Origin of the sequence: Paenibacillus cellulosilyticus (genome assembly GCF_003182255.1) — a bacterium.
Classification (GTDB): domain Bacteria; phylum Bacillota; class Bacilli; order Paenibacillales; family Paenibacillaceae; genus Paenibacillus_T; species Paenibacillus_T cellulosilyticus.
Genome location: NZ_QGTQ01000003.1, coordinates 37,062 through 57,983 on the forward strand (window position 1 = coordinate 37,062; position 20,922 = coordinate 57,983).

General features: G+C 50.8%; 18 protein-coding genes. 14 read left to right on the forward strand and 4 right to left on the reverse strand.

Annotated elements, in window-relative coordinates:
* The first annotated feature begins 100 nt into the window (after positions 1-100).
* The 3 genes from DFQ01_RS05290 (at position 101) to DFQ01_RS05300 (ending at position 4,299) form a co-directional block, all read left to right on the forward strand.
* Positions 101-3,133 (forward strand): efflux RND transporter permease subunit, encoded by a 3,033-nt coding sequence (locus tag DFQ01_RS05290; protein ID WP_110042848.1) that lies wholly within the window; start codon positions 101-103, stop codon positions 3,131-3,133.
* Between the two features lie 157 nt (positions 3,134-3,290).
* Positions 3,291-3,809, forward strand: a complete 519-nt coding sequence (locus DFQ01_RS05295) for a P-loop nucleotide/nucleoside kinase family protein (RefSeq protein WP_110042849.1) — start codon at positions 3,291-3,293, stop codon at positions 3,807-3,809.
* The gene (locus tag DFQ01_RS05300; RefSeq protein ID WP_110042850.1) at positions 3,802-4,299 is read left to right on the forward strand and encodes a 2,4'-dihydroxyacetophenone dioxygenase family protein; all 498 of its coding nucleotides are present in this window, start codon (positions 3,802-3,804) and stop codon (positions 4,297-4,299) included. Before DFQ01_RS05295 ends, DFQ01_RS05300 begins: the two co-directional genes overlap by 8 nt.
* A 572-nt stretch (positions 4,300-4,871) precedes the next feature.
* Here DFQ01_RS05300 and DFQ01_RS05305 read toward each other — a convergent pair.
* Genes DFQ01_RS05305 through DFQ01_RS05315 form a run of 3 tightly spaced genes read right to left on the reverse strand, consistent with a single transcriptional unit; the run spans position 4,872 to position 7,399 of the window.
* On the reverse strand, positions 4,872-5,540 hold the full coding sequence (locus DFQ01_RS05305) for a DUF1054 domain-containing protein (protein ID WP_110042851.1): 669 nt from the start codon (positions 5,538-5,540) through the stop codon (positions 4,872-4,874).
* A 24-nt stretch (positions 5,541-5,564) separates the two neighbouring features.
* A complete protein-coding gene (locus DFQ01_RS05310; protein WP_110042852.1) occupies positions 5,565-6,239 on the reverse strand; it encodes a response regulator transcription factor in 675 nt (224 codons plus the stop codon).
* A gap of 5 nt (positions 6,240-6,244) precedes the next feature.
* A complete protein-coding gene (locus DFQ01_RS05315) occupies positions 6,245-7,399 on the reverse strand; it encodes a sensor histidine kinase (protein ID WP_174812424.1) in 1,155 nt (384 codons plus the stop codon).
* Between the two features lie 180 nt (positions 7,400-7,579).
* On the opposite strand from DFQ01_RS05315, the gene DFQ01_RS05320 reads away from it, so the two are divergent.
* From DFQ01_RS05320 to gndA, 5 genes are all read left to right on the forward strand, one after another.
* Positions 7,580-8,524, forward strand: a complete 945-nt coding sequence (locus DFQ01_RS05320; protein ID WP_110043258.1) for an ABC transporter ATP-binding protein — start codon at positions 7,580-7,582, stop codon at positions 8,522-8,524.
* Between the two features lie 20 nt (positions 8,525-8,544).
* On the forward strand, positions 8,545-9,711 hold the full coding sequence (locus DFQ01_RS05325) for an ABC transporter permease (protein WP_110042854.1): 1,167 nt from the start codon (positions 8,545-8,547) through the stop codon (positions 9,709-9,711).
* Complete coding sequence (locus DFQ01_RS05330; RefSeq protein WP_110042855.1) at positions 9,704-10,858, forward strand: ABC transporter permease; 1,155 nt, start codon at positions 9,704-9,706, stop codon at positions 10,856-10,858. Before DFQ01_RS05325 ends, DFQ01_RS05330 begins: the two co-directional genes overlap by 8 nt.
* A 371-nt stretch (positions 10,859-11,229) precedes the next feature.
* Positions 11,230-11,826, forward strand: a complete 597-nt coding sequence (locus tag DFQ01_RS05335) for a hypothetical protein (RefSeq protein WP_110042856.1) — start codon at positions 11,230-11,232, stop codon at positions 11,824-11,826.
* Between the two features lie 234 nt (positions 11,827-12,060).
* Entirely contained in the window at positions 12,061-13,473 is a 1,413-nt protein-coding gene (gene gndA, locus DFQ01_RS05340) for an NADP-dependent phosphogluconate dehydrogenase (RefSeq protein ID WP_110042857.1), read from the forward strand.
* 34 nt (positions 13,474-13,507) lie between these two features.
* On the opposite strand, the gene DFQ01_RS05345 is transcribed toward gndA, so the two are convergent.
* Positions 13,508-13,816, reverse strand: coding sequence for a hypothetical protein (locus tag DFQ01_RS05345; protein ID WP_110042858.1), 309 nt, complete (start codon positions 13,814-13,816; stop codon positions 13,508-13,510).
* A gap of 146 nt (positions 13,817-13,962) precedes the next feature.
* On the opposite strand from DFQ01_RS05345, the gene DFQ01_RS05350 reads away from it, so the two are divergent.
* The 6 genes from DFQ01_RS05350 (at position 13,963) to ptsP (ending at position 20,878) form a co-directional block, all read left to right on the forward strand.
* A complete protein-coding gene (locus DFQ01_RS05350; protein ID WP_110042859.1) occupies positions 13,963-14,523 on the forward strand; it encodes a shikimate kinase in 561 nt (186 codons plus the stop codon).
* 25 nt (positions 14,524-14,548) lie between these two features.
* Positions 14,549-15,841: a 3-phosphoshikimate 1-carboxyvinyltransferase gene (aroA, locus tag DFQ01_RS05355; protein WP_110042860.1), complete on the forward strand. Its 1,293-nt coding sequence runs from the start codon at positions 14,549-14,551 to the stop codon at positions 15,839-15,841.
* A gap of 81 nt (positions 15,842-15,922) precedes the next feature.
* On the forward strand, positions 15,923-16,354 hold the full coding sequence (locus tag DFQ01_RS05360) for a CoA-binding protein (protein WP_110042861.1): 432 nt from the start codon (positions 15,923-15,925) through the stop codon (positions 16,352-16,354).
* Between the two features lie 121 nt (positions 16,355-16,475).
* Positions 16,476-17,099, forward strand: coding sequence for a hypothetical protein (locus DFQ01_RS05365; protein ID WP_110042862.1), 624 nt, complete (start codon positions 16,476-16,478; stop codon positions 17,097-17,099).
* A 166-nt stretch (positions 17,100-17,265) separates the two neighbouring features.
* Positions 17,266-19,155, forward strand: coding sequence for a glucose PTS transporter subunit IIA (locus DFQ01_RS05370; protein WP_110042863.1), 1,890 nt, complete (start codon positions 17,266-17,268; stop codon positions 19,153-19,155).
* Complete coding sequence (ptsP, locus tag DFQ01_RS05375; RefSeq protein ID WP_110042864.1) at positions 19,148-20,878, forward strand: phosphoenolpyruvate--protein phosphotransferase; 1,731 nt, start codon at positions 19,148-19,150, stop codon at positions 20,876-20,878. The genes DFQ01_RS05370 and ptsP overlap by 8 nt, the downstream gene beginning before the upstream one ends.
* Positions 20,879-20,922 lie beyond the last annotated feature (44 nt).

The window sequence follows — 20,922 nt, forward strand, 5'->3', positions numbered from 1 at the left end:
CGAGTCGGAAAACCGACTTCGGACGTTTTCGACCCTTCCATGCTCTCCTGTATGATTGCTAATGGATATGAGAGAGGAAAATTAAAGGAGATGGATAGAGATGAGTAAGTTGACAGAGTGGGCGTTTCGTAATCGCTCGGCTGTAGTGCTGCTAATCATAATGGCACTAGGCTTAGGCGCGATTAGTTATGCGAGACTGCCAATGGAATTTTTACCTAAGATCGATCAACCCGAGGTGGCTGTAACTGTACTGGCACCAGGTTATGATGCCAAGTCGGTAGAGAAGCAAGTTACAGGGCCGATTGAAGAGGCGGTTCAATTCACGAAGGGTAAGTCTGATATGTTCTCGACAACTGGTGACGGATATGCGAGCATTCAGGTTGCCTTCGATTCGAAGACGAATATGAAGGATGCGAAGGCGGAGATCGAGCGCAGCGTGGCGAATGTGCAGCTGCCGGATGGCGTCATGAAGCCGTTCGTCGTCCAATTCGATACATCGATGATTCCGATCTCATGGGTCGTTGTAACGTTTGATCAGACGATGACGGATGCGGAGAAAGAAGCGCGTATCAACGAAATCGAGACGGAGATTAAAAAAGCAGACGGTGCGGGTCAAGTATCGGTATCCGGCCGTGTTGCGCCTCAAATTACGATTACACCTGATCCTGCGAAGCTTGCTAACAATGGCTTGACGGTCCAAGCTATTATGGGTCTCCTGCAAAGCCGTGGTGCATCGGCATCCATCGGTCAGCAAAATATCGACGGTGCTGCAGGCAACGTGAACGTCGTCGCATCGATTAATGATTTGGAGACGCTTCGCAAACTGCCGCTTGCACAAGGCGTATCGCTTAGCGATGTTGCAACCGTTGAGATGGCGAAGGAACAGGAGAGCATCGGTCGTATGAACGGCAAAGATACGATTATGCTCACCGTATCCAAAGCTGCGGATGCGAATGCTGTAACGGTTGGTAAGTCGGTTCAAGAAATCGTGGACCAGCTCAATACCACCTATAAAGATAGTGAAGCATCCATTCTGATCAGCACGTCGGATATGGTCGTTGATTCGGTCAACAGCATGATGCAAGAGGTGCTGATGGGCGCTCTGTTCGCCACGATTGTCATTCTCGTATTCATGCGCAACTTCCGCGCAACGCTCATTACCATTGTTTCGATTCCGTTGTCGCTTGGCCTTACACTATACCTGCTGCAAATTTCTGGCGTATCGCTTAACATCATCACCCTTGGCGGCGTTGCAGTAGCAGTCGGCCGTCTCGTGGATGACAGTATTGTCGTAATCGAGAACATCTACCGCAGGCTGCAAAAGGAATCTTTCTCGTTCAAGCTCGTGGCCGATGCGACGAAAGAAGTATCGACGGCCATCACGTCTTCGACGCTCGTTACGGTAGCGGTATTCCTGCCGATGGCACTGCTTCGTGGCTCGCTTCAAGCACTGCTGCTGCCATTCGCATTGACGGTTGGTTACTCGCTGCTTGCATCGCTGCTCGTCGCATTGACAGTTGTACCTATACTTAGCGCTGTTCTGCTTCGCAACACGAAGGCCGTTGAACATAAAGGCTCGCCGCGCTTCGCTGCATTCCTTGGTTGGAATCTGAAGCACAAATGGGTCCCGCTGCTTATCGCAGTCGTTCTGTTCGCTGGATCGCTTGGTGCTTATGCAGCCATGCCGAAAGGTGCTATTGATTCCTCCAGCGCAGACATGCTGAACGTAACGTTGGAATATCCAAGTGATACGACAGTTGAGAAGGTGCTGGACAACGGCAACAAGCTGGAGCAATATATCATCGGCAACCAATCGGTTGACAAAGAATTTATGCAATACGGCAACAGCTCAGACAGTGCACAGTATGGCAGTGTATCCTCGCCAACTGTTGTTACGTATATGGTTTTTGTGAAAGAAGGAGCAGATGCAGAGAAGCTGATGTCGGATATCAAAGCGCAAAGTGCCAGCCTTGATAACGGCGAAATTCAAGCAAGTGCATCCAGCCTAATGACTGGCGGCAGCGGTTCGTCCGTATTCGTCGATGTCGTTGGCGACAATCTTGATGATCTTAGCACTGCAGCAACGAGCCTTATGGCAGAAATCAAAACGGTAGATAACGTACTAAAAGTATCCAGCAACCAAGAACAGAAGAAGTCGGTCTACACGTTCGATATCGATCCGCTCAAAGCGCGTGGTCAAGACGTGGCCATGCAGCTTCAAGCGCTGCTGAATCCAATGCCGATCGGTACGCTGAATATTGATGGCCACGATTCCTCGGTTGTTCTGCAGCCGACGATTAAGCCGGAGACGGAACAAAATCTGAAAGACCTAACGGTGATGACGGATAGCGGACCTACGCCGATCGCGCAAGTAGCGAAGCTCGTGAAGACGGAAGAGCCGAGCATGTACTACCATAAGGACGGTAAACCGTATGTACGTATCACAGCAGTTGCAGATCCGAAGCAGCTGTCCGTAGTAGGTGCAGATATTCAGAAGAAAGCGGACGCGCTGAATATTCCAGATGGCGTGAAGCTGATCGTTGGCGGCGCTTCGGTTGACCAGTCGGGCGACTTCGCTGACCTTGCAGTGACAGCACTTATCTCGATTCTCATTGTGTACCTGATTATGGTGCTGACGTTCAAAACGCTTCGCGCACCGCTCGCGATTCTGTTCTCCCTGCCGCTCGCAGCAATTGGTGCCGTTATCGGTCTGATTATTAGTAATGTTACGCCAGACTTTACGGCCGCATTCGGTGGACTCATGCTCGTTGGTATCGTCGTCACGAACGCGATCGTATTGATCGACCGCGTGAAGCAGAACGAGAAAACGATGACGATCCGCGAAGCGCTGATCGAAGCCGCAACAACGCGTATGCGTCCGATCGTCATGACAGCAGTCGCAACGGTGTGCGCGATGCTGCCACTGATCTTTGGTTCGCATGAGAGCGGCAGCATCGTTTCGCAAAGCCTTGCGATCGTCGTAATCGGCGGTCTGACGGCAGCGACGCTGCTCACGCTCATTATCGTGCCTTGTATCTACGAGCTGTTCTTCTTCATGAAATCGCGCAAGCAGCGCAGCGATGCAACACAAACACAAAAACAGCAAGCAGCTAACGTAGTTGTGCAAAACTAAAAGCTCCAACTTGGAGTTGAATGCAGAGAGTGCCCGATCATCAGGGGCACTCTTTTTCATTATTAAGTAGATCGCAGTCGAAATGAATTGTAGTAAAGGAAAATAATGGTGTACACTTGGATTCATAGTGCAGCGCAGGGTAAGGGAGGCAGACGAAATGCTCTATATCTTCAGCGGCTTACCTGGTGCTGGTAAGTCGACATTATCAACTGCTTTAGCACGAGAGCTCCGGGCGGTGCACTTGCGAGTTGATGTCGTAGAACAGACCATGCGAGATGCGGGGATTCGAGTGGAAGGGCCTGAGGGCTATATGGTCTGTTATGGACTTGCGTCGCACAATCTCCGGTTAGGTCTCGATGTCATAGCAGACACCGTTAATCCCATTCCAATGACACGACAAGCATGGCGAGAGGTAGCGGAGTCACTTCAACTTCCGTATGTAGAAATCGAGGTCATCTGCTCGGACAAGGAAGAGCACAAGCGTCGGGTTACGACGCGAATCATAGATATCCCAGGATTAGTTCCCCCTACGTGGGAACAAGTCGTTAATCGAGACTATGAAGCATGGGATCGCAAACCTATCATTATCGACACCTCACATCGCTCCATAGCCGAAAGCATGCAGATGCTGCGCGAACAACTAATAGAATCAAGAAAGGGGTATAGGAATGACTAACATCATTGATGAGGCAGTGATTCAGCTTGCAGAACGATTCCAGCTGCCAGAGCGGGTCGTGAACATTGAGGAGCTGCCTTGGGTTCCTTTCACAGACCATGAATCCTGCTATTTCAAGCCGCTTCGCTTTGATCTGAACACGGGGACATGGATTTACTTGTTCCGAATCAAGAGCAATCAGGTGCTTGGCAAACATCGCCACACAGGCGGATCCGTAATCGGCTACAACATACAAGGAAGATGGCGCTACGAAGACCGCTCATGGGTCGCGACACCAGGTACCTTCGTGTTCGAACCGCCGGGAGACATCCATACCTTAATTACGGAAGACGAGGAAGTCGTCACTCTATTTATCCTGAGCGGCGCGCTCCAATACTTCGACGACGACAACCAAATCACCAGCCAAGACGACATCTACACCGTCCTGAAGAAATATCGCAACTACTGCACTCATCATGGCATCGCAATCCGAGAAGATTTGATTTACTAGACAACGGTTAAGTGGAGTAAACGCTAACGTTTGCCACAGCACTTATTCTGATCTAATCGCGTCGATTGAATATCTAACGGTTGCCCACGAGACTATTACGTAATTTTGCTGCTCAATGCACGTCTACCAGCCTAAATAAGCTCGCCCACAACCGCTAGCATCAATGCATGCGCGTTATTCCACGAATAAGCGCTGCTGCATCCGTTACGAAATCATTGAGCTGCTTAATCCATTAAAAAAGCGCTGCCGGCGAATTGCCAGCAGCGCTTTTAAATCTTCCCCTCCCCACGCTGATGCCGGGGAGCAACAGCGAGGATCATACGGAGCAGGTAAATGTTAATAGCGAGCTAAAAATAGGGGAACACGAAGCGGACAAATGATTCTGAAGAAGCGACAGCGGTCGCCTTTGTAGCCGGATTGCTACCTAGTAGCGATCTTATTAAATAAATGCAATCTGGCTACAACAGCGATCGTAAGAACATTTGTCTGCGTAGTGTGACCCAAGCGAAGCAAATTTGAACATTTACCTGCGCAGTGTGATCCGAGCGGACGAGCTTGCGAGTCACCGACTTTTACCTCATCGCCACTCTATACAAAGGCATTAGCGTCTCAAACGTCTCGATGGCTGTCGCCAGCAGCTTCTCGCCACTCTGCACAGTCGCATCGCTTGGCAACATGTGACGGCCTATCAGCAGCTCCGCGGATTTCACATCGCGGAAGCGGGTCAACGCAGCACGCCAGTCCGACTCCGTCATACCAGCGACAGGCATGCTGTCCTTCTTCATATGATCGAACGATACGACATAGTCGGTTGGCACCGTACGGATGACCGTATCCAGCTCGCCAAGCAGCTTGGAAGCAATCTCCGCTTTGTTCGGCAGCTCATAGATGAACGCCATCCACAGGAACAGATGATCATCGAACAAGCCGAGCTGAAAATGCGGGTGCTGCTTATAGCCGCGTTTGTTATTGCACAGCGCCATCCACGTGTCTTTCGGCGCATTAACCGTCCGGCGTGCATGCTTCGCGATGTGCAGGAACAGCTCGTCCCCTGCAGCAGGCATCAACTCATGCGTAAGCCGCTCGCCAAGCGCGCGGAACTTCGGTTGAATGCGCGACTGGATGGCAGCCATACGCTGTTCCAAGCCGTCGATCGTAAAGGTTGCGAAGTCAGCTGGCACGAAGCCGGCCTCACTCAATTGTGCTACGGGCAGTGCAGTCGTTGTAGTGGTCGTTGTCATAGCTGTTGTTCACTCCAATTCCATTTATCCAGGTAATTTCAAATAAAAAATAGCGATTTGTGTTCGATCTCGCAGCTCCAGCTTATCTAATATTTCGGTAATATAGTTTTTTACAGTTCCTTCGCTGAGATAAAGGGCGGCTGCGATTTCTTTGTTGGATAAGCCGTCTGCAATATGCCGGACAATCGATTGCTCGGCAGCGGTCAAACCGTACCGGTTCAGATCACGTTCTCGCTCTCCGCCAATCGGTGGTTTCACAACGGCTGAACCATCTGTTGTCGTAGAGCCGATCATGCCAGCCAGCTTGCGGGCAATGTCGGGGTGGATGAGCAGGGAGCCTTCATGAACCGTCTTGATGCCGCTGATGATTCGGCTCGGCGGGACATTTTTGAGCAAATATCCGTTAGCGCCATTCCGTATGGCTGCGGCAATGTACGCATCGTCGTCAAAAGTCGTTAAGACAAGCACCGCAGGAGCGTTAGGGAGGGACTTAATCAATCGCGTTCCCTCTACGCCATCGCAGCCTTGCATCCGCATGTCCATGAGCACGACATCAACGGGCTGCTTTTGCACGAATTCATAGGCGGCGTGTCCATCCTGACAAGTGCCTGCTACCGTCAACTCCGTGTCGAGGTCTAGTATAACCTTCATGCTCTCACGAATGAAAGGATCATCATCCACAATAAGTATTGAAATCATTGCATTCACCCTCCTTGATTCAAGGCGCGTGTCGGTTGATGGCTTGGAACCCAAGTCCTCACAATGAAACGATCTGCCGCTTGGCAGGTAATCGTGCCGCCAACGAGTGCGGCGCGCTCCTGCATGCCTCGCATGCCAAGGCCGCTTGTTATAGGCTGGGCAGGCAGCGAACCATCATTCTCGACGGACAACACGATACCATCTGGCCGAAAATCCAAATTCACCGCAACATGCGACGCGCCGCCATGGCGGACAGCATTCGTGATCGCTTCCTGCGCGTTACGATACAGCACATATTCGATGCTTGGGTACAGCGGCTCCGGACGTCCGGTAATCGTGAAGGATAGTTCAATGCTAAGCATGTCACTGGCTTCACGGACGAGCTTATCAAGCGAGTAGACGCGGCTCTCCTCATCGGATGCCGACAGCTTGCGCACCGTGTGCCGCATTCGATCCATACTGTCCTGCAGCTGGTCGCGCATCTGTTCGACGGTACTGCGAGCACGTTCTGCATCGTGATCGAATAGATGCAGAGCGGCTTCCGCCATCATTTTGACCCGAATCAATCGATGTCCCAGATCATCATGAATATCTCTCGCGATACGATTGCGTTCCTCGGTCTGTGCATACAGCTCGATCTGTGCAGCATACTCCACGACGCGTCGTCTTGCCGCCTCCAACGCCTCGTTCTGTTGAGCAAGCTGATCGTATAGTAGCTCCGTCCGATTTGACTTCTCGTCGTACTGCTTCGCAGCCGTTAGGACAGCAGATAACAACAGCCACAGCAAGCAGGCGGTAAACATCAGCTCCGGCTCTCTGCCATTCATCGCACTAATCTGGACAGCTAGGCCGCCGGTTGCCCACGCGGATAAGCTGCGCGGTTTGAACGATAGCGCATAGATGGCGATTAAGGTGGAGTACGGCATTAGAAACAGATAGCCGTCCCACTTATAGGACATAGCCCCGAAGCCGATCAGCTCACACACAGCGAGCATCGGTGCGAGGCGTGGCAATAATTCACCAAGCTTGACCGCGAGAACGGCAAGTAGGACACAGATGATGAAGAGGCTGGTGGATAGATCGGCAGGGCGAGCCAACAATGTAGCAGCTGCTGGGATGATGATGAATAAATGGCGTAACCATGTCATGAGCAGCGTCATTGAGGGGAGTCTCCATCTGACTTTTTGACCCATTATAGCATACCTGTATTCCGGTTCGGATGAGGATTGGATGAAGATGACTTTCGTCATACGCAAGGAATGACTTTCTATACCTGTCGGCGCACGGCCGCCATTATACAATGAGATCAATAGATGAGATATGAGGAGTGGAGAGATACGATGAACGCAATTGTTCATTTCCGCGATGTCGTGAAGAAATACGATTCGGTGATGACGGTCAATCATCTCAACCTTGAGATCGAGGAAGGCGAGATTTTCGGATTGCTCGGTCCTAACGGCGCAGGCAAGAGCACATCGATCGGGATGCTGTCTGGGCTGATTGATTTGAACGGCGGAGATATCACAGTCGGAGGAAGCTCGATTAAGAGCAGGCCGATTGATGTGAAACGTCAGATAGGACTCGTTCCGCAAGAGCTTGCGATTTACTTGAACTTGACAGCTAAAGAAAATGTCACGTTTTTCGCGAAACTGTATGGGCTTAGAGGAAAGCTTCTGAAGGAGCGGGTAGATGAAGCGCTGCTGTTCGTTGGTTTGCTGGATCGGGCGAAAGATAAGCCCTCGACGTTCTCGGGCGGTATGAAGCGCAGACTTAACATCGCTTGTGCGATCGTTCATCGTCCCAAGCTGATCATTATGGATGAGCCAACCGTCGGCATTGACCCGCAGTCGCGCAATCATATTCTCGAATCCGTTCGAACGCTGAACCGGCTTGGCTCGACGATTATTTATACGAGTCATTACATGGAAGAGGTTGAAGCGATCTGTACGCGCGTCGGCGTCATGGATCAAGGCAAGCTGATTGCTTGCGGAACGATGGAGCAGCTTCGATTGTTAGCAGGTCAAGATACGAAGCTGGCATTCGAGCTTGATCGCGAAGAGCCGCAAGCATTGGAAGAGATCAGCAGCTTGCCGCGCGTTAAGCAAGCTGGCTCTATTGGTGAAGGGATTATCGAAGTCATCTGCAAAGATTCGGCTGCGATTTTGCAGGACATTTTGTTTATTTTCCACAAATACGGCATTTCACTTCGAACGATGACACGCACAGAGCCTGGGCTTGAGACGTTGTTTCTGCAATTAACGGGCCGTTCGCTTCGCGATCAATAAGGATAAGGAGGGGATTGAACATGCATGCATTCTTAACGGCTGCGAAATATCAGATTCTCGCATTCACCCGGATGCGGAACCTGATACTGACGCTGTTCCTTCAGCCGCTTGTCCTTATTCTGCTGCTAGGTCATGCGTTCGGCGGGGAGATGAAGCCTGCCAAGGTTGGACTGTTTATAGAAGATACCGGCGTCATGAGCAGTTCAATCGACGACTACTGGCATTCGGATAAAGTAAAGCAATATGCAGTAGTGGAAGCCGCACAGTCTGAGGAAGAGACGCGCCAATCCGTTGAGAGCGGACGATATGATTACGGCATCGTCATTCCGAAGGGATTCTCGGACGATGTTGCAGCAGGCAATTCAGCCCATTGGGTGCTGATGCCGGGACACGACGATTCTCGCAACATCGCTGTTCGGGCTGTAGAGGACCGATATTTGTCAGAAATGAACTTGAGTCAGGCGGCAGCGATCAATGGAATTGATAATGCGGCGAATACAGAAGTGGGAGCAACAAGCACGGACGCTTCGGCAGAGACGGTAAAGGTCGGAACGCTTGGCGCGAGCGCGGGACATTTATTCGGCACGGTGAATGCCAATCAATACTACGCCGTTTCGAATCTGATCATGTTCCTGCTGTATGCAGGCATGACGGGAACGATCGCCTTGCAGAACGAGAAACAAAACTTCACCCTGCAGCGGATCTATACGCAGCCGTCGCGATTCAATATGGTTGTGTACGGCAAATTAGCAGGCGTCGTCTGCTTCGGCATTGCACAGTCCGTTGTCATCATTGCGTTCACAACCTTTGTTTATGATGTTGATTGGGGCAATCGGCTCGATCTGACCGCGCTTGTATGCTTACTATCCATTGCGGCGGGTATTGGTCTTTCAATCGTGATGGCATCCTTCTTCAAATCCAACCAAGCATTCCGCTCCTTCTACAGCATCTTCATATTTGTTGCGACCTTCCTCAGCGGAGGTATGGTTGCGAATTTGGATGGAACGGTTGGCGAGCTTGGCAAGTTCACCCTTAATTATTGGTCGACCAAAGGATTAAGAGGCATTATGAACGGTGTGGATGGTACTGATCTGTGGATGCCAATTGGCGTGCTTGCCATGATTGCAGTTGTGCTGCTCGCAGTAGGTGCAGCGAGAATGTCGAAGGTGGTGAAGGTCAATGCCTAGTATAACGATTGCGCTGCTGCTCATTCGCCGAGTCATGTCCACTAGGCGGGATATCTTTATGAGCCTTCTGCTCCCGGCTGTTGTGCTCGCGGGTATTGTAGCGCTGTTTGCATCGACTAGTGATACAGAGCCGAAGATTACGATTTTGAACCAAGATAAGGGCTCCTATGGAGCGATGATAGGGAAGCAGCTTGAGCAGGAGCCGAAGTATGAGATTACAACTGTTAATTCGGGGTCGGATGAGCAATTGAAGCAATCGCTCGAAGACGGAGATATCAATGCCGCCATCATCATCCCTGCAGATTACTCGGATCAACTGTTGGAAGGGAAATCGCCATCGATCGTATTCTATCGAATGAATGAACAGCTGTGGAATGCATCGCTCGCTTTAACATTAGAAGCAGTTACCGAGAAAATGTCCCATGCCGCGGCGCTTCTCGCGCAATCCAATCAATTGGATAGAGCGAGTCTCGACCAACTGTTAGCAACAATACAAGAGAATCGGATTACAACCCAAAATGCAGATATGCAAATTGGCGAGACGATTGCGAATCCGGAAGTAATCGGATTGATGCTGCTATTCGTCCTGCTGCTGGTCATGCGTTCAATTTCATTCATTATGGAAGACCGCGAACAGCGGACGATGGCACGTATGTTCACTGCTCCAGTCCGCGGCTACCAGATTGCACTAGGCAACTTTCTCGGAAGCGCAGCGGTAGGGACGCTGCAGTTAATTGTAATGGTCGGACTATGCTGTTACCTATTCGGCTATGATCCTGGCTTCTCTCCAGTAATGCTTCTTCTGCTGCTAGAATGCTTCCTAATTACTTCGGTTGGTCTTGCTTCGGCGGTTGCCGGCCTTGTGCGCAACAGCATGCAGCTCAGCAATATCGGAAATCTAGTCATCACACCAACCTGTATGCTTGGCGGCTGTTTCTGGCCGATCTCGATTATGCCGGACTTTATGCAGAAGCTGGCGAATTTCACACCTCAGAAGTGGCTGCTGGAGGCTGCGGATCGTTTATCTGGTGGCGGGGGCATAAGTACCATCGCAGTACCTGTGTTCATCATTTTGCTGTTCGCTGTCGTGCTGCTTGCATTTGGTGCGGTCGTACTGCGGCCGAGCAGGCAGGCTGTGAGCGGCTAGTTTAGACGTGACAAATGTGGAGGGTGATGCGGCCGGATAGGCTGTGTCGCCCTGTTGGCATGCCATTGCAGAGAGGTTCGAAATTTCGGACGCGCAGAGCAAGAACTTTTTTTTCGGAAGATGGATAATGAAGCGGGGAGGGTGAATAGGATGACAATACCCCTCTTCCTCAACAAGTAATTGTCACAGCACGCGCTGGATGGTCGATCTGTCTACGGCCGGGACAAATCGGGCGCTCCAACGTTCAAAAATAGTCAATAATCCAAGTTGCCAGAACATAAGATGAAGTATAAACTAGATACGAGAGGTAATTGTCAGAACATTCCGCCAATTACTGATTGATCATCACCGAAGCAAGGGAGGGATTGCCGTTGAACAAGAGCCACGAAGTTGAATATTGCAATTTGGAGCTGCGATTCGACCGCCGGCAAATCCAGAATCTCATTCGGGATCTGATTCAGGAAGGCTACTCTCTGTATTGGAGCGAGACGGAATACCAATTTCTAATCTCGATTCGTACGGGTCGCAAGTTAGTTAAACTTCGATTCCAGCGAATCAAGCAGCGGTATAAAATTGTTGGCGACTATTTGATTAAGGACGAGAAGCTGTCGGAGTTAATCGAGAAGCTAATCAACGACACACGCGGCCATGCGGTCGTGAAGCGGATTAAAGACCGTCAAATCGTTATCGAGAACATTATGTTCGGTGAAATTATACGTTTAGTGGAGGTGTCCGGCATGGAACATCGGATTATTTATCAGAAAAAACCGTTTGTAACGATTGAAGAGATGATTCAGGCGTTCCAGTCAAAAAGAGCGGAGGAACGTGCGGTCGTTCTACGCTACGAGCTCGATTATGAGTTGTCGGTACTATACGAGGCGTTGTCGAACAATGATGAGGAGACGATTACATCGTCGAAGGAAAAGCTTGTAGGACTTCGTGCGGAGATGCTTCAGCTGGAGCTGTGACGAATTGTAAATGATAAGAGTTAGGATATGCAAACGAAGCAGGGGAGGCGGCCTTTAAGGCGCCGAACCTGCTTTTAATTTTGCTCCGAATAACGAAGACTTAATAATGCGATTAGAAAAAGTAATGAATGAAGGCGCTTTTTTCCTAAACTGCGGTTTTCATCAGCGAGCAAAACGAGTACAATAGGATGTATTGTGAAACAAATAATGTGAGATAAAGGATGGAAGAAACAGATGTCTAAACAGCAAATCGGCGTCATCGGCCTTGCCGTAATGGGTAAAAACCTGGCCCTTAACATTGAGAGCAGAGGATTCACTGTATCAGTATACAACCGCTCCCGTGAGAAAACGGACGATCTGGTTAAAGAAGCAGCAGGCAAAAACCTGGTGCCTACGTACTCCGTAGAAGAGTTCGTAAATTCCCTTGAAGTTCCTCGCAAAATCTTGATCATGGTTCAAGCTGGCGCAGGTACGGATGCAACGATCGACTCGCTCGTTCCTTATCTGACAGAAGGCGACATCATCATCGATGGCGGTAACGCATACTTCCCTGACACGCAGCGCCGCAGCAAAGACCTCGAAGCTAAAGGCTTCCGCTTTATCGGCACGGGCGTATCCGGCGGCGAAGAAGGCGCACTGAAAGGTCCTTCCATCATGCCAGGCGGACAAGAGTCGGCTTACAAACTCGTTGAGCCAATTCTGACAGCTATCTCGGCTAAAGTTAACGGCGATGCATGCTGCACATATATCGGACCAGACGGCGCAGGTCACTACGTCAAGATGGTTCACAACGGCATTGAGTACGGCGACATGCAGCTCATCTGCGAAGCGTACAACCTGCTGCAATCGGTTCTTGGCCTCGACGCTAAAGAACTGCACGAAATCTTCACGGAGTGGAACAAAGGCGAGCTCGACAGCTACCTGATCGAGATCACGGCTGACATCTTCTCCAAATACGATCCTGAGACGGGCAAACCGATGGTTGACGTTATCCTTGACTCGGCAGGCCAAAAAGGCACAGGCAAATGGACGAGCCAAAGCTCGCTCGACCTGGGCGTTCCACTGTCGATCATCACGGAATCGGTATTCGCACGTTTCCTCTCGGCTATGAAAGAAGAGCGCGTTGCGGCTAGCAAGCTGCTCAAAGGACCTAAAACTGCTCCATTCCAAGGCGACAAAGCAGCATTCATCGAGAACGTGCGCAAAGCACTGTTCGCGAGCAAAATCTGCTCCTACGCACAAGGCTTCGCACAAATGCGCGCTGCTTCCGACGAGTACGGTTGGGACCTGCGTTACGGCGATATCGCAATGATCTTCCGCGGCGGCTGCATCATCCGTGCACGCTTCCTGCAGAACATCAAAGACGCATACGACCGTAACCCTGCGCTGTCCAACCTGCTCCTCGATCCTTACTTCCAAGAGATCGTTGAGTCGTACCAAGGCGCATGGCGTGAAGTTGTAGGAACGGCTGTAGCACAAGGTATTCCAGTGCCTTCGTTCGCAAGCGCGATCGCATACTTCGACAGCTACCGCACAGAGCGCCTGCCTGCTAACTTGCTGCAAGCACAGCGCGACTACTTCGGCGCTCACACGTTCAAACGTTTGGACAAAGAAGGCACGTTCCACCACAACTGGATGAGCAACTAATTGGCTTAAGTAGGTGAGAGGGATGGGGGTTGTCCTAGTGTAACGGGGACGACACGCTTTCCACTGCATCCTTCAGCCAACGGCGAAGACGATCGACCTCATGGTCGCCGTTCTTCCGCTGAATGAGACTCATGGACGCCTCGGCGAATGAATGAAACGTTTTAAGCAAATGTGGCTGCGACAGATCCAATAATTTTGGGTCTGCGTCAGCCACTTTCTTTTTAATATATTCCAGCAGCCAGATGACATCATCTCGGGTGAGTGGGTAACTGCTGTCGAGCAACCGGCTGACGCGGATTGCTGCAGGGTTATTGCTTGAATTTGACGTTGAATTAACGTTCATGAACGACGGCCCCTTCCAGATCACATGTACTATTATCATCTCTACGGCAAAAGAAAGATTTTTATACCCGGCTTTACGGAAAAAATGGTATGATAAGGCCGTATGCTTAAGCGTTTGCTTAGCAAATTGCTTTTAGGAGAATTCTGATGAGTGGACAACCCAATCCTCATAAAGTCGCTGCAGGCACTGGCACGACGAACAAGATCGTCCTTGTTGGTTTCATGGGGACAGGCAAATCGACCGTGTCTCGGCTGCTCGCGGAGCGGCTGGGCTGGCAGCGTATCGATTCGGATGAAGAGATCGAGCGCCGTTCAGGGAAGAAGATATCTGAGCTGTTCGCTGAAGGCGGCGAAGACTACTTCCGCGATGTAGAGACAACTACTCTACAGGCATTAATGACCTTAGAACAACCAGCAGTCATTGCGACTGGCGGTGGGGCCGTATTGCGTGAGACCAATCGGACCTGCATGTTGGACAACGCGTTCGTCGTTGCGCTCAAGGCAGATGAAGCGCATATCATTGCGCGCGTAGGCAACGATCCATCTAGGCCGCTGCTGCAAGGCGATGCTGCCGCTAACGTGCGGCGCTTGCTTGATGCACGCAGAACGGCGTATGATTTTGCCACACTATCTGTTGATACGACCGGCTTGTCGCCGGAAGATGTATGCAGCGCAATTATTGAGCAATGGACTGCGCAATTTACATAACATAAATAAAGGAGATTCAACGAATATGGATGTTATCGTAACCCCAACTCCTAAGCTTCAAGGTGATATACAAGCACTCTCTTCCAAAAACTATACGACTCGTTACCTGCTTGTTGCAGCACTCGCAGAAGGTACGAGCACGGTATATTACCCTGCACATAGCGAAGATAGCGATGCTATGCGCCGCTGCATTCGTGATCTAGGCGCCACAGTTGAAGAGGATGATGAGAAAATCGTCATTACCGGCTTCGGCAGCCGTCCAAGCAATGTGAAAGAACTGAACGTCGGCAATGCTGGCGCAGTGCTTCGCTTCCTGATGGCGATTGCATCCCTAAGCCCTGAAATTACGTTCGTGAACACGTATCCCGATTCGCTCGGTAAGCGTCCACACGACGATCTGATCGATTCGCTGCAGCAGCTCGGCGCACAAATTGAGCATCGCGAAGGCAAGCTGCCAATTACGATCCGCGGCGGCAACTTGAAAGGCGGCAAAATTACGGTATCCGGCAACATTAGCTCGCAGTTCCTGAGCGCACTGCTGTTCCTGACGCCGCTGCTTGAAGAAGACAGCGAAATTGAAGTGCTGCATGATCTGAAATCGAAGATCGTTATCGGTCAGACGCTCGAAGTCATCGAGCAAGCGGGCATCGTTATTCATGCGAGCGAAGACCTGATGCACTATCGTATTCCAGGCCGCCAGAAGTATGCTGCGAAGACTTACCGCGTACAAGGCGACTATCCAGGTTCGGCGGCAGTGCTCGCAGCTGCGGCTGTTACAGAATCTGACGTTACGCTGCGTGGTCTTGAAGAGAAGAGCAAGCAAGGCGAGCGTGCTATTGTTGACGTGCTTCGCATGATGAACGTAAATCTGACGCACGAAGATGCCGTAGTTCGCGTACAAGGCAACAAGAAGCTGAAAGCCGTAGAGTTCGACGGTGACGTTGCAACGGACGCAGTGCTTGCAATGGTAGCAGCGGCTGTGTTCGCTGAAGGTACATCCCGTTTCTATAACGTTGAGAATCTTCGTTACAAAGAATGCGACCGCATTACGGATTACCTGAACGAGCTTCGCAAAGCCGGCGCGAATGTGGAAGAGCGCCAGAGCGAAATTATCGTTCATGGTCGTCCTGAAGGCGTTGAAGGCGGCGTAGAAATCGACGCGCACTATGATCACCGCGTGATTATGGCGCTGACGATCGTAGGCCTGCGCTCGCAGCGTCCAATTCGGATCAAAGACGCGCATCATGTTGCCAAGTCGTATCCAATTTACTTCGACCACCTGAAGGCGCTTGGCGCACAAGTGGAGTGGGTAGAGTAAATTTCGGTTAACTCGGACATATTCCTACAGGTGCTGTTTACTTGATATATGGAAGTACATGAACAGGCGGGAGGCTTCGAGATGGCATATTCACATCCTTCAAGAGAGCAGCTGAAAGAGCTGCTAGAACGGTCGATTACGATTGCGGTTGTTGGTTTATCCGATAAACCGGATCGTACGTCCTATATGGTGTCTCAAGCGATGCAGGCAAAGGGATACCGGATTATACCGGTTAATCCTAACGCGGAGACCATTCTTGGCGAGAAAAGCTTCGCGACGCTTCGCGATATCCCTGAGCCTGTTGATATCGTCAACGTGTTCCGCCGCAGCGAGCATACGCCTCCAGTAGCGGAAGAAGCTGTTGCAATCAGGGCGAAGGCGTTGTGGCTGCAGCTTGGGATTGCCAATGAAGAAGCAGCTTCGATTGCACAAGACGGCGGTTTGTTCGTCGTCATGGATCGTTGTATCAAGGTGGAAGATTCCATTCTTCTGCCGCATGGAAAATCCAAATAATGCTGTGATATTATTCGATGTCTCTTGCCACAATAAAACAGGTCTCCAAGCAATCATATGGCGAAATGCCCTATCGCTTGAGACTTCACTTATGCAAGCATCTTGAGGAGGATGACATCGAATGTATCCAGTTAACCAGCAAGGCTCGCAATTTCAGTCCAATTTCCAACAGCAGCAACCGAACCAAGCGGGCCACTATGTACAGTCTCATTACCAAGGACAGTTAAGCCAACCGAGCTTTGGTCAGCCTGGTGTCATTCCTTCGGGTTATCAATCGAACAGCCATCAAAACTTTTCTAACCAATCGGCATTCGGTGGAAATCAGCACTATCAACAATATACGCCAATGAGCCAATCGCTTGGCCCTGTCATTTCTCGTGTAGGCTGGCAAGCGGGTCCCGACCTGCACCCACAACACGCTCAACAGCCTCTGCAATCGCATAGCTATGCGCAAGCAAGCACTGGAGGACATTACGTGGCGGGTCCAGTTATTTCCCGTTACGGCTATCAAGCAGGTCAGGACAGCAGCGGTCCTGTAAATCAACTGTTCAATCAATCGAATCAATCGAATCAGCTGAACCAAGGATTCTATCAGCCGCAGCATTTTGGTGCGTCCCACATAAACACGGGATATGCAGCGCAAAGCCATACAGGCCAGCATCCGGTTTATGAAGCAACGAATGCTTATAACCAAGCGGGCCCTGTTATATCGCATTTTGGCGGTTATGAATCGAATCAGCACTAGGTACAGATGAGTCAGTGAACAAGGGCTGTTTTCGGCGAACGACGCTGGAAACAGCCTTTCTTGTTTCATTTCTTTGACAAAATACGAAGCAGCATTTACGATCTAACTAATGTCCACGAACGTATAAGTTTGTTTCACCATGAAATACGAGAGGAGGCAGCGGCGAGTGAACGTGCTCGGAAGACTGCAGCAGCTAGGCAGATCATTCATGCTGCCCATGATCGCTCTGCCAGCAGCATCCATATTTCTTAGCCTTAGCGTGCTGCCGTGGGATCGAATCCATCTGGCGCAGATGGCCGACTATTTGGCTTTGGCAAGCCAAGCTATTTTTACGTTTCTGCCGTATATTTTCGCTATAGGCGTTGCGCTCGGCATGTCCGGCAATGCTGGAACGGCAGGGATGGCGGCGCTTGTCGCCATGTTTATTTATAAGGGGATTACGAGTGCCGGGAATCCGGATATTGAACCGACCGTTATGATCGGCGCTATCATGGGGCTTGTATCGGGACTAAGTTTCGAACGCTTCAAAAATATTAAGCTTCCTGAATATATACAATTTTTTGGTGGGCCACGGTTTGTACCGTTGTTCGTTAGTGTGTTTGCCGTTATTTTCTCATCGTTAATGGTTGGCGCAAGTGATGACATTCAGAGCGGTTTAATTCGTTTGGGAGAAATCGTTGATTCCGCTGGCGGATTTGGCGTGTTTCTGTATGGCTTTATACACCGAATATTAGTTGTATTCGGATTGCATCATCTGTTGAATCACGTGTTCTGGTTCCAAGTCGGTGGTTATACCGCTCCGGACGGCACCGTTGCATTCGGTGATCTGCCGCGTTTCTTCGCCGGTGATCCGACAGCTGGTTCGTATATGGCAGGTCTTTATCCGACGATGATGTTTGCGCTGCCGGCTATCGCCTTGGCGATCATTCAAGAAGCGCGTGAAGACTTAAAGCCAAAGATTCGCAAAACGTTTCTAACGGCTGCGCTCGCATCGTTCCTGACAGGTGTAACGGAGCCGATTGAATTCGCGTTCCTGTTCGTGGCGCCTTACTTATTCGTTGTACATGCGCTGTTGTCAGGCGTCATGATGTGGGTTACATATGAGCTGGGTATTCGCCACGGCTTCTCATTCTCGGCTGGTGCTATCGATTACGTGCTGAACGAGCATCTTGCGACGCGCGGCTGGCTCATTTTGCCGATTGGTCTTGTGTTCGGCATTATTTACTACGTATTGTTCCGTTGGGCGATCAGACGCTTCCGGATTCCTACGCCTGGACGCGAGGAAGGCTCGCAGCTGGATGAATGGGCAGGAGATATTCCTTACCGTGCGCCCCTTATTCTTGAGGCTATCGGGGGCAAGGAGAACATCGTACAAATGGAAGCGTGCATTACACGTCTTCGCCTGAAGGTGTCTAACGAGAAACAGCTCGATATTAATGCGCTCCGTAATCTAGGCGCGGCCGGTGTTATTCGACTTGGCGGAGGACATGTGCAGGTCGTGTTCGGTACCTTCTCTGAGCTGATTAAGGAAGAGATGAACAAAGTTATTCGCAACGGGCAATCGCAAGTGCTGTTCTGCTCACCGATGCAGGGTCGTATGATGCCGCTTGAGGATGTGCCTGATCCCATATTCGCGGGCAAGCTTGTCGGGCAAGGCGTTGCGTTCATGCCGGACAAGGGAGAGCTTGTGTCGCCTGTGAAAGGCACCGTGCTGATGATCTACCCGACGATGCACGCGATTGGCATTAGGACCGATGTAGGCTTGGATGTGCTGCTGCATATCGGTATAGAGACTTCGAAGCTGACGGATAAAGGTTATTTTCAAGCGGTTGTGCAGGAAGGCGAGACGGTTATGCCTGGACAGCTGCTCATCCGTTTTGATCTGAATCGTGTGCGCAAGGCGAGTAAATCGCTTGCGACGCCAATGGTTATTACAAATTCCGATATGGTGAAGACATGGCGGTTTGCACCTTTCAAAGCGGTGAAAAAAGGCCAGACTTCGATTATGTCGGTCGTCTTAGCAGAAAGAGACGGTGGGGGGAGAAGCGATGATTAACGGAATTGGAGCATCACCAGGCATAGCTATCGGCAAATCGTTCGTTCTACCCAACTGGGAATGGGAAATGACCGATCAGAAAATAGACGTCGCAGATCTCGCACGTGAGTTCGACCGATTGTATGAAGGGATTCGCACCTCTAAGTTTGAGATCGAGCAGATGAAGGATGAGCTTCGTGAAGTTGTTGGGCCGGCGGAGACGACGATTTTCGATGCGCATTTAGCAATCTTGGACGATCCGGCTTTTATGAATGAAATTCAAGGAATGATCCAACGGCAGTACAAAGCAGCGGAGGTGGCCGTGAAAGAAGCGATCGACCATTTCGTTGCGATGTTTGATCTGCTCGACGATGAATACATGAAAGAGCGCGCACTGGACATTAAGGATGTCGGCAATCGGCTGCTGAAGCATCTGCTTGGTGCACCAGAGATTACGCTGCCGTCGGATACGCAGCCGTTCATCCTAGTGGCGAAGGAGCTGTCACCATCCCAGCTGGCGCATCTGAATCCGCAGCACGTACTTGGTATCGTAACGTTATCCGGCAGCACAACGTCGCATTCGGCTATTATGGCGCGAGCGCTGGGGATCCCGCTTGTGGTAGGCCTCGATATTGACGATACGCAGGAGGATCCCTTCCAGACGGGAGAAATGCTCGTCATCGATGGCTCGGAAGGCATCGTCATCATCGATCCGGCATCTGAAGAAGTGGATCATTACAGCGAGCTGCAGAAGCAGGAGCGGGAGGACCGTCAGCGGCTTCGAGGCTTCGCTAATGTCCAGCCGGTTACACCGGACGGTAAGAAGCTTGAGCTCGCAGCGAATATTAGCTCGATGAAAGAGCTTGAAGTGGCACTCAGCAGCGGTGCGCACGGCGTCGGACTATTCCGTACAGAGTTTCTGTACATGGACCGCCAGCGTTTCCCGCGCGAGGATGAGCAGTTTGACGTCTATCGCAGCGTAGCAGAACGGCTTGATGGCAAGCCTCTTATCATTCGTACGCTTGATGTCGGCGGCGACAAGCATCTAGATTATTTCGATTTGCCAGAGGAGGATAATCCATTCCTTGGTTATCGTGCCATTCGGATTAGTCTCGATCGGACGGACCTATTCAAGACACAGCTTCGGGCGATTGTACGCGCAAGCCACTATGGTCAGGTCAAAATCATGTATCCGCTCATATCTTCTGTGGAGGAAGTACGCGCTGCCAACCGGCTGTTGAAAGAAGTGATGCGGGAGCTGCAAGAAGAAGGGATTCCGTTCGACGAAGCGCTTCAGACCGGCATTATGATTGAACTGCCGGCAGCGGTACAGATCGCAGATCTGCTTGCCGAAGAAGTGGATTTCTTCAGCATAGGCACGAATGATCTCGTGCAGTTTACACTGGCTGTAGACCGGATGAATGAGCAGATTTCCTACATGTACGATCCGTTCCATCCTGCTATTCTGCGGATGCTTAGAACGACTGTAGAAGCAGCTAAGAGCAAGGGCATCAAGGTAGGCGTCTGCGGGGAAATGGCGAGCGACTTAAGCGCGCTGCCGATCTGGCTCGCGTTGGATGTTGACGAGCTTAGCATGTCAGGGCATGCGATTCTGGAATTGAAAGAGCGGTTGCTGCATACTTGTCAGAATGAAAGCCGTGAATTGTTCGCGGATCTTCTACGCTGCAGAACGAGTGTAGACATTCATGACAAACTAAAGGCGTATGACGCATCGGTTCAATGAATGACAACAGCCGGCCATCCCATGCGTTAGCACTGGAAGGCCGG

Coding starts and splice junctions, on each gene's coding strand:
- DFQ01_RS05290 (WP_110042848.1), top strand. CDS start 101: ATGAGTAAGTTGACAGAGTGGGCGTTTCGTAATCGCTCGGCTGTAGTG.
- DFQ01_RS05295 (WP_110042849.1), top strand. CDS start 3,291: ATGCTCTATATCTTCAGCGGCTTACCTGGTGCTGGTAAGTCGACATTA.
- DFQ01_RS05300 (WP_110042850.1), top strand. CDS start 3,802: ATGACTAACATCATTGATGAGGCAGTGATTCAGCTTGCAGAACGATTC.
- DFQ01_RS05305 (WP_110042851.1), bottom strand. CDS start 5,540: ATGACAACGACCACTACAACGACTGCACTGCCCGTAGCACAATTGAGT.
- DFQ01_RS05310 (WP_110042852.1), bottom strand. CDS start 6,239: ATGATTTCAATACTTATTGTGGATGATGATCCTTTCATTCGTGAGAGC.
- DFQ01_RS05315 (WP_174812424.1), bottom strand. CDS start 7,399: ATGACGCTGCTCATGACATGGTTACGCCATTTATTCATCATCATCCCA.
- DFQ01_RS05320 (WP_110043258.1), top strand. CDS start 7,580: ATGAACGCAATTGTTCATTTCCGCGATGTCGTGAAGAAATACGATTCG.
- DFQ01_RS05325 (WP_110042854.1), top strand. CDS start 8,545: ATGCATGCATTCTTAACGGCTGCGAAATATCAGATTCTCGCATTCACC.
- DFQ01_RS05330 (WP_110042855.1), top strand. CDS start 9,704: ATGCCTAGTATAACGATTGCGCTGCTGCTCATTCGCCGAGTCATGTCC.
- gndA (WP_110042857.1), top strand. CDS start 12,061: ATGTCTAAACAGCAAATCGGCGTCATCGGCCTTGCCGTAATGGGTAAA.
- DFQ01_RS05345 (WP_110042858.1), bottom strand. CDS start 13,816: ATGAACGTTAATTCAACGTCAAATTCAAGCAATAACCCTGCAGCAATC.
- DFQ01_RS05350 (WP_110042859.1), top strand. CDS start 13,963: ATGAGTGGACAACCCAATCCTCATAAAGTCGCTGCAGGCACTGGCACG.
- aroA (WP_110042860.1), top strand. CDS start 14,549: ATGGATGTTATCGTAACCCCAACTCCTAAGCTTCAAGGTGATATACAA.
- DFQ01_RS05360 (WP_110042861.1), top strand. CDS start 15,923: ATGGCATATTCACATCCTTCAAGAGAGCAGCTGAAAGAGCTGCTAGAA.
- DFQ01_RS05365 (WP_110042862.1), top strand. CDS start 16,476: ATGTATCCAGTTAACCAGCAAGGCTCGCAATTTCAGTCCAATTTCCAA.
- ptsP (WP_110042864.1), top strand. CDS start 19,148: ATGATTAACGGAATTGGAGCATCACCAGGCATAGCTATCGGCAAATCG.